11 protein-coding genes and 1 pseudogene are annotated in these 14,116 nt (G+C 59.5%); 2 read left to right on the plus strand and 10 right to left on the minus strand.

Translation table 11 applies throughout. The annotated features are described in order from the left end of the window. Both PMI36_RS00910 and PMI36_RS00905 read left to right on the plus strand, forming a co-directional pair. A pseudogene (locus PMI36_RS00910) lies at positions 1 to 215 on the plus strand (pyrroloquinoline quinone biosynthesis protein PqqE); the annotation flags it as partial. Continuing rightward, entirely contained in the window at positions 181 to 2,013 is a 1,833-nt protein-coding gene (locus PMI36_RS00905) for a S9 family peptidase (protein ID WP_008076385.1), read from the plus strand. The pseudogene PMI36_RS00910 and the gene PMI36_RS00905, both read left to right, overlap by 35 nt. Positions 2,014 to 2,168: 155 nt before the next feature. On the opposite strand, the gene PMI36_RS31155 is transcribed toward PMI36_RS00905, so the two are convergent. The 10 genes from PMI36_RS31155 to bioF form a co-directional block, all read right to left on the minus strand. Continuing rightward, a complete protein-coding gene (locus tag PMI36_RS31155) occupies positions 2,169 to 2,327 on the minus strand; it encodes a YqaE/Pmp3 family membrane protein (protein WP_007904205.1) in 159 nt (52 codons plus the stop codon). A gap of 402 nt (positions 2,328 to 2,729) precedes the next feature. Further along, positions 2,730 to 4,508: an acyl-CoA dehydrogenase C-terminal domain-containing protein gene (locus PMI36_RS00895; protein ID WP_008076387.1), complete on the minus strand. Its 1,779-nt coding sequence runs from the start codon at positions 4,506 to 4,508 to the stop codon at positions 2,730 to 2,732. Positions 4,509 to 4,778: 270 nt separating this feature from the next. Next, on the minus strand, positions 4,779 to 6,575 hold the full coding sequence (locus tag PMI36_RS00890) for an acyl-CoA dehydrogenase C-terminal domain-containing protein (RefSeq protein WP_008076389.1): 1,797 nt from the start codon (positions 6,573 to 6,575) through the stop codon (positions 4,779 to 4,781). Between the two features lie 90 nt (positions 6,576 to 6,665). Beyond that, entirely contained in the window at positions 6,666 to 7,955 is a 1,290-nt protein-coding gene (locus tag PMI36_RS00885; protein ID WP_008076390.1) for a GGDEF domain-containing protein, read from the minus strand. 228 nt (positions 7,956 to 8,183) lie between these two features. After that, entirely contained in the window at positions 8,184 to 9,989 is a 1,806-nt protein-coding gene (locus PMI36_RS00880) for a phenylacyl-CoA dehydrogenase (RefSeq protein WP_008076391.1), read from the minus strand. A gap of 278 nt (positions 9,990 to 10,267) precedes the next feature. Next, entirely contained in the window at positions 10,268 to 10,564 is a 297-nt protein-coding gene (locus PMI36_RS00875) for a hypothetical protein (RefSeq protein ID WP_008076394.1), read from the minus strand. 119 nt (positions 10,565 to 10,683) lie between these two features. Continuing rightward, positions 10,684 to 11,364: a dethiobiotin synthase gene (bioD, locus tag PMI36_RS00870; RefSeq protein WP_008076396.1), complete on the minus strand. Its 681-nt coding sequence runs from the start codon at positions 11,362 to 11,364 to the stop codon at positions 10,684 to 10,686. Then, positions 11,361 to 12,173, minus strand: a complete 813-nt coding sequence (gene bioC / locus PMI36_RS00865) for a malonyl-ACP O-methyltransferase BioC (RefSeq protein ID WP_008076397.1) — start codon at positions 12,171 to 12,173, stop codon at positions 11,361 to 11,363. The genes bioD and bioC overlap by 4 nt, the downstream gene beginning before the upstream one ends. Next, positions 12,166 to 12,897 (minus strand): alpha/beta fold hydrolase, encoded by a 732-nt coding sequence (locus tag PMI36_RS00860; protein WP_008076399.1) that lies wholly within the window; start codon positions 12,895 to 12,897, stop codon positions 12,166 to 12,168. The genes bioC and PMI36_RS00860 overlap by 8 nt, the downstream gene beginning before the upstream one ends. Next, positions 12,890 to 14,068, minus strand: a complete 1,179-nt coding sequence (gene bioF / locus PMI36_RS00855) for an 8-amino-7-oxononanoate synthase (RefSeq protein ID WP_008076408.1) — start codon at positions 14,066 to 14,068, stop codon at positions 12,890 to 12,892. The genes PMI36_RS00860 and bioF overlap by 8 nt, the downstream gene beginning before the upstream one ends. Positions 14,069 to 14,116: the final 48 nt, after the last annotated feature.

The following is a 14,116-nucleotide window of genomic DNA, read 5'->3' on the forward strand; positions in this document are numbered from 1 at the left end:
GTTCCTGCGACGAGAAAGAAAAGGATTTCGGCGGCTGCCGCTGTCAGGCATACATGCTCACGGGTGACGCGAGTAACGCCGACCCGGTGTGCAGCAAGTCGGAACATCACGGCGTGATTCTCAAGGCCCGCGAAGAAGCCGAACACGCGACCCAGACCATTGAACAACTGGCCTTTCGCAATGAACGAAACTCACGCCTCATCGCCAAAAGCTGAACCCTTGAGCGCCGCCAGGGCTGTCGCGGCGGGCATCGACTTCGCCGAGTTACAGGTGGGGCAACATGGCCTGTTCTGGAACGAATACCGCCCCGAGGACGCCGCCTGCCGGATCTGGCAGTGGCGCGACGGCCAGGCTCGTTGCCTGACGCCGCCCACCTTCAGTGTGCGCAGCCGGGTGTACGAATATGGCGGCGGCGCGTTTTGTCTGACCGATGACGGGCTGGTTTTCGTCAACGAGGCCGATCAGCAGCTGTATCGGCAATCGCTGACCGGTGAGACACCTGAGGCCCTGACTTCAAATGAATGTCGCTACGGCGATCTGCAATTCGCCGACGGGCAGGTGCTGGCGGTGGAAGAGAACCGTGATCGACATCGCCTGGTGGCGATCGATCTGGTTGACGGCCAACGTCATCTGCTGGCCGAAGGTGCCGATTTCTACTCGGCACCGACCTTGAGTCCTGACGGTCAGCGTCTGGCCTGGATCGAGTGGAATCGCCCGGATCAACCCTGGACCGTTACCCGCCTGATGGTTGCCGAACGCCAGAGCGATCGCAGTTTTGCGCAACCTCGATGTGTGGCCGGCGATAGTGACCAGGAGTCACTGCAACAACCTCGATTCGATGACAGCGGTCGTCTGTTTTGTCTGACGGATCGCGGCGGTTTCTGGCAGCCGTGGGTGGAGTCGGGCAACGGCCTGAGTCCACTTCCAAGCGCTGCCGCCGACCATGGACCCGCGCCTTGGCAACTGGGTGGTTGCACCTGGTTACCGTTGGGCGAAGACACTTATCTGGCGAGTTGGACCGAAGGTGGTTTTGGTCGACTGGGGCTTTGTCATGGCGATGGTTCCTGTGACGATTTCACTGGCGACTACAGCCGCTTCCGCCATCTCGCACAGGATGAGCAGTTCATCTACTGCATCGCCGCTTCACCGGTCAGTTCATCGGCAATCATTGCCATCGACCGTGAAACACACCATGTCAACGTTCTGGCCGGCGGTATTGCACCGCTGCCCGCCGAACAGATCAGCCGCCCGCAAACCCTGCGCTATCCCAGCGGTTCGGGCGAGGCCCACGGTTTCTTCTACCCGGCGATGACCGGCGACACGAAACCGCCGTTGGTGGTGTTCATTCACGGCGGCCCGACTTCAGCCTGCTACCCGATGTTCGACCCGCGGATCCAGTATTGGGCGCAACGCGGCTTCGCCGTGGCCGACCTCAATTACCGAGGCAGCAGCGGCTATGGCCGGGCTTATCGCCAGGCGTTGCATTTGAGTTGGGGCGATGTGGATGTGGAAGATGCCTGTGCAGTGGTGGCCTATCTCGCCGAACGCGGACTGATCGACGGCGACAGGGCGTTTATCCGCGGCGGCAGCGCCGGCGGGTACACCACGTTGTGCGCACTGGCCTTTCACAAGGTCTTTCGTGCGGGCGCCAGTCTTTATGGCGTCAGCGATCCTGTTGAGCTAGGCCGTGCTACGCACAAGTTCGAAGGTGATTATCTGGATTGGTTGATCGGCGACCCTGAACAAGACGCCGAACGCTACGCCGCACGCACGCCATTGCTGCACGCGAATGACATCAGCGTTCCGGTGATTTTCTTTCAGGGCGAACTGGACGCCGTGGTGGTGCCGCAACAGACCCGCGACATGGTCACTGCGCTACAGGACAACGGCCTTCTGGTCGAAGCGCATTACTACGCCGACGAGCGCCATGGCTTTCGCAAGGCCGGCAATCAGGCCCATGCGCTGGAGCAGGAGTGGTTGTTTTATCAAAGGGTGATGGAGTTCGCGGGCTGAAGTCTTCGCTCAGTGCAGGTATTTGCGGTGCCCCCCATTCGCGAGCAAGCCCGCTCCCACACTGGACCTTCTGTGAACACATTATGTGTGAACACCAGAGATCAAATGTGGGAGCGGGCTTGCTCGCGAATGCGATCTAATCGGCGCGGCCAAACTCAGCGCTTGGCGATGATATACACCGCATGCACGATCCCCGGAATGTAACCGCACAACGTCAGCAGAATGTTCAGCCAGAATGCCCCGGCGAAACCGACTTGCAGAAACACACCCAGTGGCGGCAACAGAATGGCGATGATGATGCGAATAAAATCCATGGGGAAGCTCCTGATTGATGTTGGCTCTATGGGCCATACAGTTTATCGACACTGCGGTGTTCTTCAGGGTTCAGTGTGGATTCGGATTACAGCCCTTAGTGCGGACTTTGCAGGAGGAAATAGAAGTCTGGAGGAATACCCGGGCAGGCCGGGGATACTGGACGGGGTGAGCTGAGCACTTTTTTCCAGGCAAAAGAAAACCCCGCCGAAGCGGGGCTTTGCAGACTGTTTCCCTGACATCCATTTCACTCCGCCGTCCTGGCAGAATCCTACGTGTCCGTGTTGTTGCTTTGCGCTTCCTGCGCGACGTCCATGTGAAGTAGATTAGCTCTGGATCCAATCTTCGCCTATGGGAAAACAGCAGCACGTTATGTAAGAGAATGCTTACATAACGTTAAAGGGTCAGAATTGTCCTGCGTCCAGCAGAAACAGCGATTCGCTGCCCGCCTTTACCGACGCGCTCAACGAGTGAATACGCGGCAGCAGACGTGCGAAATAGAACCGCGCCGTACCGAGTTTGCTCGCGTAGAAATCGTCCTGCGCTTCCTTACCGAAAGCTGCCTTGGCCATCAGTGCCCACATGTAGGCGTAGGCCATGTAGCCGAATGCCTGCAGATACTCGACGGACGCCGCGCCGATCTCGTTCGGGTTGTTTTTCGCCCGGTCCAGCAACCACGCGGTCAGTTCGTCGAGGGTGTCCACTGCATCATTCAGCGGCTGGGTGAACTCCGCCAGGTCAGCATTGGCTGTCGCGGTGAAATGACGAATCTCGTCGGCGAACAGTGTGTAGAACGCCCCACCGCTGCCAACGATCTTGCGTCCTACAAGGTCCAGCGCCTGAATGCCGTTGGTGCCTTCGTAGATCTGAGTGATGCGTACATCACGAACCAGTTGCTCCTGGCCCCACTCACGAATGTAGCCGTGACCGCCAAAAACCTGCTGGCCGTGAACCGTGGTTTCCAGACCCAGGTCGGTCAGGAATGCCTTGGCCACCGGCGTCAGCAATGCAACCAGGTCTTCTGCGCGCTTGCGGGTGGTGGCGTCTTCACTGAACTTGGCGGTGTCCAGCTGCATCGCCACGTAAGTGGAGAAGGCACGGCCGCCTTCGTTCGAGGCTTTCATGGTCAGCAGCATGCGACGCACGTCCGGGTGGACGATGATCGGGTCAGCGACCTTGTCTTTGTTTTGCGCGCCGGTCGGCGAGCGGCTTTGCAGACGGTCGCGAGCATACTCGATAGCGTTCTGGTACGAACGCTCGCCAGTGGCCAGGCCCTGGATGCCGACGCCCAGACGCTCGTAGTTCATCATGGTGAACATCGCCGCCAGGCCTTTGTTCGGCTCGCCGACCAGGTAACCCACGGCTTCGTCGAAGTTCATCACGCAGGTCGCGGACGCCTGGATGCCCATCTTGTGTTCGATCGAACCACAATTCGCCGGGTTGCGCGCGCCCAGGCTGCCATCGGCATTGACCATGAACTTCGGCACCAGGAACAGCGAAATGCCTTTCGGCCCCGCCGGTGCGTCCGGCAGTTTGGCCAGTACCAGATGGATGATGTTCTCGGTCAGGTCGTGTTCGCCGCCGGTGATGAAGATTTTGGTGCCGCTGACTTTGTAGGAACCGTCGGCCTGAGGCTCGGCCTTGGTACGGATGATACCCAGGTCAGTACCGGCGTGCGGCTCGGTCAGGCACATGGAACCGGCCCATACACCGGCGTACATGTTCGGCAGGTACGCCGCTTTCAGCTCTTCGCTGGCGTGGGCGTTGATCGACAGGCAAGCGCCGGCGGTCAGCATCGGGTACAGACCGAACGACAGGCTCGCAGAGTTGACCATTTCTTCAACCTGCGCCGAAACCGCCTTGGGCATGCCCATGCCGCCGTAGGTCGGATCACCACCGACACCAACCCAACCGCCTTCAGCGTAAGTCTGATAAGCCTGTGGAAAACCGGCCGGGGTGGTGACGGCACCGTCCGCCCAATGGCAACCTTCTTCGTCAGCCGCACGGCTCAGGGGCGCGATGCTTTTGCTGGTGACCTTGCCGGCTTCTTCGAGAATGGCTTCGACCGTTTCCGCATCGACGGTCTCGGCCAGCGCAGGCAGTTCGGCCCAGAGTTTGGCGACCTCGAAAACTTCATTGAGGACGAAGCGCATATCGCGCAGGGGCGCTTTGTAGTCAGCCATGGCAAACCTCGCAAGATCTAAACAGGTGGTTCGTAGAATAGTGATTTCGTTGTGTCCGAGTGTACCTCAACAACTTTTACGACACATAGGGTCGACTAGTGACTGTTTTGTTATTTTTAGTCACCAGCATTTCAGCTGAGATCGTTCTCGCCTGTCAGAACACATTCGCGGGCAAGCCTCGCTCCTACAGGTCGTGTCGCACGCATTTCACATGGACGACATAAAACCGTAGGAGCGAGGCTTGCCCGCGAAGCTTTTCAAGCCTGATCGTCAGAGCGCAAACAACTCCGCCGGCAGCTTCATCAGGCAATCACTGCCCGCCTCGATGGCTGCCCGATGTGCGGCGGTACGTGGCAGCAAACGCTTGAAGTAAAACTCGCTGGTCGCCAGTTTGCCTTTGCAGTAATCGGCATCGCCGCCGCTCGCATCCAACTGCGCCTGAGCCACCAACGCCATGCGTAGCCACAGGTAGCCGAGGATGATGTAGCCGCTGTACATCAGGTAATCCACCGAGGCAGCGCCGACTTCATCCGGATTTTTCATCGCCGCCATGCCGACCTTGGTGGTCAACTCGCCCCACTGCTGATTCAGACCATTGAGCTGCGCCACATAGCTGCCGAGTTGCGGATGCTCAGCGTTTGCTGCACAGAACTTGTGGACGATTTTAGTGAAGCCGCGCAGCAGTTTTCCCTGACTGCCAAGGACTTTGCGCCCAAGCAAGTCCAGCGCCTGAATGCCGTTGGTGCCTTCGTAGATCGGCGCGATCCGGCAGTCGCGAACCAGCTGCTCCATGCCCCACTCACGAATGAAACCGTGGCCGCCAAACACCTGCATGCCGAGGTTGGTCACCTCCAGCCCGGTGTCGGTCATGAAGGCTTTGCAGATCGGCGTCAGGAATGCCAACAGGTCTTCGGCGTCCTGACGCGCCGTTTCATCCGGGCTCAGATGTGCAGTATCCAACAACTGTGCGGTGAAGTAAGTCAGCGCCCGGTTGCCTTCATTGAAGGCCTTCATGGTCAGCAACATCCTGCGCACATCGGGATGAACGATGATCGGGTCGGCGACTTTTTCCGGTGCTTTCGGGCCGGTCAGCGAGCGCATTTGCAGGCGGTCGTTGGCGTATTTGATCGCGCCCTGGAAGCTCGCCTCACCCAGACACAGACCTTGCATGCCGGTGCCGAGCCGCGCGTGGTTCATCATGGTGAACATGCAGTTCAGGCCCTTGTTCGGCTCACCGATCAAGAATCCCTTCGCGTCGTCGAAATTCAGCACACAGGTGGCCGAGGCCTTGATGCCCATTTTGTGTTCGATCGAGCCGCAGGAAACACCATTGCGCTCACCCGCCTCGCCCTCGGCATCGGGTAGGTATTTAGGAACGATAAACAGCGAAATGCCCTTGGTACCGGCAGGAGCGTCCGGCAGTTTGGCCAGCACCAGGTGAATGATGTTGTCACTCATGTCGTGCTCGCCAGCGGAAATGAAAATCTTGCTGCCGGAGATCGCGTAACTGCCATCGGCCTGAGGCACGGCGCGGGTCTTGATGATGCCCAGATCGGTGCCGCAATGGGCTTCGGTCAGGCACATGGTGCCGGTCCATTGGCCTGCGGTGAGCTTGCTCAGATAGGTTTGTTTCTGTTCTTCGGTGCCATGGGCGTGAATCGCCGACATCGCACCGTGAGTCAGGCCGGGGTACATGCCCCAGGAGGTATTGCTGGAACCGACCATTTCACTGATGACCAGCCCCAAAGAACTGGGTAAACCCTGGCCGCCGTAAGCCGGATCCGCCGCCAGACCATGCCAGCCGCCTTCCACGTACTGCGCGAAAGCCTGCTTGAAACCTGTAGGCGTTGTGACCACGCCGTTGTCGAAATGGCAGCCTTCCTCGTCGCCGCTTCGGTTCAGCGGTGCGAGAACGTTCTCACAGAATTTCGCGCTTTCTTCAAGGATCGCATTGATCATGTCCGGGCTGGCATCGGTGGCGCCCAGCGCGGCGTAGTTGCTGTGAAAATCGAAGACGTGGTCGATCAGAAAGCGCATATCGCGCAGGGGAGCTTTGTACTCGGGCATGGTCATTTCTCCGGCAGCAGATTGCTCAAACCTACTGCCGCGCACCACGCCTCACAATCACAGTCCAGACGCTGAATGCGCCATCATCACTCAACCCGCAGCGGCGTCCATGCGCACCGCGCCACGGCGGTTCTGACCGAAAGCCATCACACAGTTTCGCCCCGCGCCTTTGGCGCTGTAGAGCGCCTGGTCAGCGGATTTGAGCACTTCTTCCGGCGTGCGCTGCTCCAACCGCTCGGCGACACCAATGCTGACGGTGACCGATACACTCGAGGCGCCTGAACCGGCGCGGCGCTGGCGGCCCTGCTGGTCATCCTGGGGACGGTTGTCCTGATTGCGCAGCTGGATGTTGTAGGTGGCGATGGATTCGCGGATGACTTCCAGGTGCGGCATGCACTCTTCGAGGGTTTTGCCTGCGAACACCAGAGCAAATTCTTCACCGCCGTAGCGATATGCCCTACCGCCCCCGCTGATTTTCGACAGCTTGCTGGCGACCAGGCGCAACACTTGGTCGCCGACATCGTGACCGTGGGTGTCGTTAAATTTCTTGAAGTGGTCGACGTCGCCCATGGCCAGCACGTAATTGCGCCCCAGCCGTTGCATGCGTTCGTTCAGGGCGCGGCGACCCGGCAGGCCGGTGAGCTCATCGCGGAACGCCATCTGATAGGCTTCATGGGCAACTGCAGCGGCAATCATCAACATCACCTGGCTGCACATGATGTTCAGGGTAAACGGCAGGATGAAGGTCTTCGGCAACATCCAGAACAACCCCAACAGACCCACCAATTGCGCAGCATGCAAGGGCCTTGGGTTGCGCCAGTATTGCCAGGCCAGTAACAGGAACGAGGCGATGAATACCGGGTAGGACAACTGGATCAGGCTCATCCAGGCGCCATGCAGGGCTGGCCAGCGGATCTCCGAGAGCCACATCAACAACGCCTGGGGGTAACTCTGTTCCAGCCCCAGCGCCACGCTGCCGAACGCCAGCAACACAGCGAAACGCGCCACCATGTCCTGAAACAGATGGGTGCGTTCCTGCCAGGCGGCGAACAAGCCGAAGAGTAATGGCAGCAACAGACAGCACAGATGGAAGACCACGGCGGCATCGTCGCGGACTTTACCGTTGTCGCGGTAGTAGTCGGTCTGGGTGTCGAGCAGGAAGTAGGCGATGTACACCGTGACCATCAGAAACAGTTCACGCTGACGTCGGTAAACCGCGCAATACGCCCCGCCGAGCAACAGCACCAATGTAGGCAGCACGTTAAACAGCGAAGTGAAGAAGACGTTGAGATCCTTGACGTAGGCAGCCGCAAGCCCCGCAAGCAACAACAGCAGTGATGGCAAAAAATGACTGAAACGTAAAGCAGAAGAACGCGGCAAGGGTAAAACTCCGACCCGGCAAACAAAGATGGCGTTGTGCCTGCAACTTGAGCAGCTAAGCACATGCAATGTGACATATGTCACATCGCCATCCTCTTTAACGGCAGCAACGGCGTTCTTCTTAGCGTTTTAGTCAGGAATTTTTACAGGCGCAGCCCGTTTGCCTCAGGCATAAAAAAACCGCTGCTCCCGAGGAAGCAGCGGCTTTGTGAAGAGACTGCGTAGGGCTTAGTAACCCAGCGCGAAGTCTTCTTCTTTCATCTCCATCAGGTTGTTGGCGCCCGACAGCATGGTGACAACATGAGTGCGAGTACGCGGCAGGATGCGCTGGAAGTAGAAGCGCGCAGTCTGCAGCTTGGCGGTGTAGAACGCCTCTTCGGTGGTGCCGGCAGCCAGTTTCTCGGCAGCCAGACGCGCCATGTCAGCCCAGAAGTAGGCAAGGCAGGCGTAACCGGAGTACATCAGGTAGTCCACCGACGCGGCGCCAACTTCTTCGCGGTCTTTCATGGCAGCCATACCGACCTTCATGGTCAGCTCGCCCCACTCTTTGTTCAGCGCAGCCAATGGCTCGACGAACTCTTTGACCGCGTCGTTGCCTTCGTTGGTCTGGCAAAACTTGTGGACGATCTTGGTGAAGCCTTTGAGCGCTTCGCCTTGAGTCATCAGCACTTTACGGCCCAGCAGGTCGAGTGCCTGGATACCGGTGGTGCCTTCGTACAGCATCGAAATGCGGCTGTCGCGAACGTTCTGCTCCATGCCCCACTCGGCGATGAAGCCGTGGCCGCCGTAGATTTGTACGCCGTGGTTAGCGGATTCAAAACCGACTTCAGTCATGAAGGCTTTGGCGATCGGAGTCATGAAGGCCAGCAGTGCGTCGGCTTTCTTCTTCTCTTCTTCATCGACGCCGTACTTGACGATGTCGACTTGCTTGGCGGTGAAGTAAACCATCGCACGGTTGCCTTCGGCGAACGCCTTCATGGTCAACAGCATACGACGTACGTCAGGATGAACGATGATCGGGTCAGCGGCTTTGTCCGGTGCTTTCGGGCCGGTCAGGGAGCGCATTTGCAGACGATCGCGAGCGTATTTCAGGCCGCCCTGGAAACCGATTTCGGCGTGAGCCAGACCTTGCAGCGCGGTACCCAGACGTGCGGTGTTCATGAAGGTGAACATGCAGTTCAGGCCTTTGTTCGCCGGGCCGATCAGGTAACCGGTGGCCGCGTCGAAGTTCATCACGCAAGTGGCGTTACCGTGGATGCCCATCTTGTGTTCCAGGGAACCGCAGGTCACAGCGTTGCGTGCGCCAATCGAGCCGTCTGCGTTCGGCAGGAATTTCGGAACGATGAACAGGGAAATGCCTTTGGTACCGGCCGGTGCATCTGGCAGACGTGCCAGAACGATGTGGACGATGTTGTCGGCCATGTCGTGTTCACCGGCCGAGATGAAGATCTTGGTGCCGGAGACTTTGTAGGAACCGTCAGCCTGAGGCTCGGCCTTGGTGCGCAGCATGCCCAGGTCGGTGCCGCAGTGCGGTTCGGTCAGGCACATGGTGCCGGTCCATTCGCCGGAAACCAATTTGGTCAGGTAAGCCTCTTGTTGCTCAGGCGTGCCGTGCTCGGAAATGGTGTTCATCGCGCCATGGGACAGGCCCGGGTACATGCCCCACGACCAGTTGGCTTCGCCAACCATTTCGCTGACGGCCAGACCCAGAGACTCCGGCAGGCCTTGGCCGCCATGCTCTACGTCGTGAGCCAGGCTTGGCCAGCCACCTTCGACGAATTGCTTGTAGGCTTCTTTGAAACCGGTCGGGGTTTTAACGCCGGACTCGCTCCAGGTGCAGCCTTCGGTGTCACCCACGCGGTTCAGCGGAGCCAGCACCTGCTCACAAAACTTGGCGCCTTCTTCGAGAATGGCGTCAACCATGTCCGGAGTTGCGTCTGCACAAGCCGGAAGGCTCTGATAGTGCGCTTCGTAGCCGAGCAGTTCGTCACGAACGAAGCGAATATCACGCAAGGGGGCCTTGTAGTCAGGCATAGCGATAAACCTCTGCTGATGTAACCGGGAATGAACGACCGCGTTGATTTGTTGTGGCGGTCAAACAGTTGTTTGAAACATACGTTTACGCCCAATTCTTGTCAAGCGCCGATCTTTTGCCGTTCGTCATCGCACCATGAAAACCTCGGACACGCCGCTGCCCACCGCCGTTGACTGAGCAACACGCCATGTAGGAGAGATTAGTTGAGGCAGAAGGACTTACGCAGAAAAACGCCGCGAACAGGCGCGGCGTTGGAGTAGCGGATTCAGCGAAGGGTTCAGGCAAATGTATCGATCAGCGTACCCAGCATTTCATCGGATGCCTTGGCGACTTTGACACCCAGTTCCACCTGGAACTTGCCTTGAGACATCTCGACCATATTGCTGGCCAGATCCGATTGCTGGCTGCGGTCTACCGAACGCAGGCGATCAACCTGAACCTCGGAGGATTGACTGGTGACCGAACGCTCGATGGTGTTGTTGGCGATCTGACCCGAAGCCTGATCGACACGGTTCTGCCCGGTCTGAATAGTGCTCAGACCGGCATAAAAAGCGGTGTTTCCTGAGATTTCCATGGGGGAACTCGTCCGACAAAGGATCAACAGCGGCCATTGAACCAGACACGCCGACAAAAGGCCCGACAAAAACACTAATGGCACAGTGCCTTGTCATAGGCAAAGCCAAGCCAACAATCTCAGTCCAGCAAATCCAGCTGCAGATGCGCGGCCACCGCCTCGGCTGTCACTGACTTGAGTTTCGGCACCCGCCCCAGGCACGGCGCGGGGATGCGCTCGGCCAGCGTCGCAAGGTTCTCTTCCAGACGCGAGGTCTTCGGATCGATGATATTCGCCACCCATCCTGCCAACTGCAAACCATCCCGGGCGATCGCCTCGGCTGTCAGCAGCGCGTGATTGATGCAACCCAACCGTACACCAACCACCAGGATCACCGGCAGACCCAGCGCCATCGCCAGGTCCGACAGATTGTCCTGATCCGCCAACGGCACTCGCCAGCCGCCAGCACCTTCGATCAAGGTGAAGTCCGCCTGCATATCGAGAATCTGCCGCATCGGTGTCAACAGTGATTGCACGGTCAACGCCACGCCAGCTTCGCGCGCTGCCAGATGCGGTGCAATCGCCGGTTCGAACGCGACCGGATTGACCTGATCGTAGGTCAACGGTATCGAGCACTCGGCAAACAGTGCCAGCGCATCGGCGTTGCGCAACCCCTTGGGCGTCAGCTCGCAACCGGAGGCCACCGGTTTGCCCGCTGCCGTGCTCAAGCCCGCCAATCGCGCGGCATGCAGCAAGCCTGCGGCGACGGTGGTCTTGCCGACATCGGTGTCAGTACCGGTGATGAAATAGGCTGCACTCATAAGGGTTTCTCCAACACGGCGTAAACCACTTGATAAGTCGCCGGCAGTCCCTGTGCCTGACGATACTGCTCGTAAGCCTCGATCAGGCCGAGGATCCGCGCCCTGCCGGTCAAACCGCCTGGCCGACCGGGGTTCAGGTTATGCGCCCCAAGAGCCTTGAGCTCATGGGTCAGGCTGCGGACATCGGGGTAATGCAACACATGCGGCTGCGTTTCGAGGCTGACGACCTTCAAGCCGCTGCCCGCGCAAAGCTGTTGGTAAACACCGAACTCGCGGAAGCGGTTGACGTGCACCATGCCATCCACCTGACGCCAGCTGTCGCGCAACTCGTACAGCGTGCCTACACACAGACTAGCAAACGAAAAAATTCCGCCCGGTTTCAGTACCCGATACGCTTCATCGAGCACCGAGGCGAAATTCGCGCACCATTGCACCGCCAGGCTGGAGAAGACCAGGTCGCAGGTCGAGTCCTGCAACGGCAAGCGCTCAGCATCGCCCGCGATGAAATGAGTCGCGCCGCCCAAGGGACGAGCGTGATTGAGCATGCCTTCTGCGATGTCCAGCGCCACTCCGGCGCTCGCAGGAAACTTCTGCGCCAAGGCTCGGCTGAAATACCCTGTGCCGCAGCCCATATCCAGCCAACGAGCAGGGAAAAAATCTTCCGGTAACCGACGTAACAACTCGCTGCCCACGTCACGCTGCAATTCGGCCACGCTGTCGTAGCTCGCCGCCGCACGGGAAAAGGATGCCGCCACCTGGCGTTTGTCGGGCAAGCCGCCGGGCAGGTTGTGAAGGGATAAATCAGTCATCACCTAACTCATGCAAAAAGGCCTGAATCGCCCCCGCCACACCGTGAGGGTCTTCCAGAAGAAACGCGTGGCTGGCCTGTTCAATCAGGCCGATTTCGACATCCGGCAGCAGCGCCAGCAAATCCCCCGCCGCTTCGGCCGGGACCAGCCCGTCGAGGCCGGCGAACAAGTGCAGTTGCGGGCCGCGAAACGCTTGCAACGCTTGCCGGGTATCCAATTGTGCGAGCAACTCCAGGCCGCTCATCAGCACCGGCGAAGACGTATGCGGTGCGCCAGCGAGCAACAGTCGCGACATCCCGCGCGGGTCTTCGGCACCTTGGGCGCACAGCAGCGAAAAACGTTTCAACGTCATGCGCGAGTCAGCCTTGCAGCCGGCCAGAAACGCATCGAAGGTTTCGCCGGGCATCGCGCTCGACCATCGTTCATGGGCGACAAAAGAAGGATTGCTCGCCAGGGTCACCAAGCCGCAGCAGCGGTCACCGCGTCGTGCCGCCAATTCGGACGCCAGCATGCCGCCCAATGACCAGCCACCGAGCCAGGCATCCTGTGGCAATGTCGAGTCCAACTCATCGAGCCATTCTTCAAGGTCGCTCGATTCCAGTTCCGGCAACGGCTCGATCTCGACACGCAGGTGTTCGTCCAAACCCTGCAAAGCCGCCGCCAAGGGTTCCAGCGGCGAAATACCGAGCCCCCAGCCCGGCAGCAGAATCAGACGATCACGCATGGCTTGGCTCCGGTCCCAGTTGTTGAAAACAATCGGCCAGTCCATTTAACAATAGCTGTACCTGCGCCTCACTGTGAGCGGCGGTGAGGGTTACGCGCAAACGTGCGCTGCCCGCGGGCACAGTTGGTGGACGAATCGCGGTCACCATCAGCCCGCGTTCGCGCAGCATCTGCGACAGTCGAACTGCGCGCCCGGCATCGCCAATCATGATCGGCTGGATCGGCGTGAAGCTGTCCATCAACTCCAGCCCAATCTGTTCGGCGCCTTGGCGGAACTGACGAATCAGCGTCTGCAGATGCTCACGTCGCCAGTGTTCACTGCGCAACAGCTCCAGGCTTTTCAGCGTCGCGCAGGCCAGCGCCGGCGGTTGGCTGGTGGTGTAGATGTAAGGGCGAGCGAACTGGATCAGGCTTTCGATCAGCTCTTCACTGCCAGCCACAAATGCACCGGCCGTACCGAAAGCCTTGCCGAGGGTGCCGACCAGTACCGGCACATCTTCCTGACTCAGACCGAAATGCTCGACGATCCCGCCGCCATTGGCGCCCAGAGGACCAAAACCGTGCGCGTCATCGACCATCAGCCACGCGCCTTTGGCCTTGGCTTCCCGCGCCAGCGCCGGCAAGTCGGCGACGTCACCGTCCATGCTGAACACACCGTCGGTGACCACCAGCGTATTGCCGGTGGCCTTCTCAAGGCGCTTGGCCAGACTGGCCGCGTCGTTATGCAGATAGCGATTGAAACGAGCACCGGACAACAACCCCGCGTCCAGCAACGACGCGTGATTGAGCCGGTCTTCGAGCACCGTATCGCCCTGCCCGACCAACGCGGTGACCGCGCCGAGGTTGGCCATGTAACCGGTGGTGAACAGCAGAGCTCGCGGGCGGCCGATGAACTCGGCGAGGGCTTCTTCCAGTGCGTGATGCGGGCCGCTGTGGCCGATCACCAGATGCGAAGCACCACCACCCACGCCCCAACGCGACGCGCCGGCGCGCCAGGCTTCGATCACCTGCGGGTGATTGGCCAAGCCCAGGTAATCGTTGTTACAGAACGCCAGCAACGGCTGACCATCGACCACCACTTCCGGGCCTTGGGGGCTTTCGAGCAATGGGCGCTGGCGATAAAGGTTTTCGGCACGACGGGCAGCAAGGCGTGCGGCGAGATCGAAAGACATGCAGGCCTCGAAGATCAGATGTGGGGAACTGTCCTGACTTGTCTGGAG

Source organism: Pseudomonas sp. GM79 (assembly GCF_000282495.1).
In the GTDB taxonomy this organism is placed as follows: domain Bacteria; phylum Pseudomonadota; class Gammaproteobacteria; order Pseudomonadales; family Pseudomonadaceae; genus Aquipseudomonas.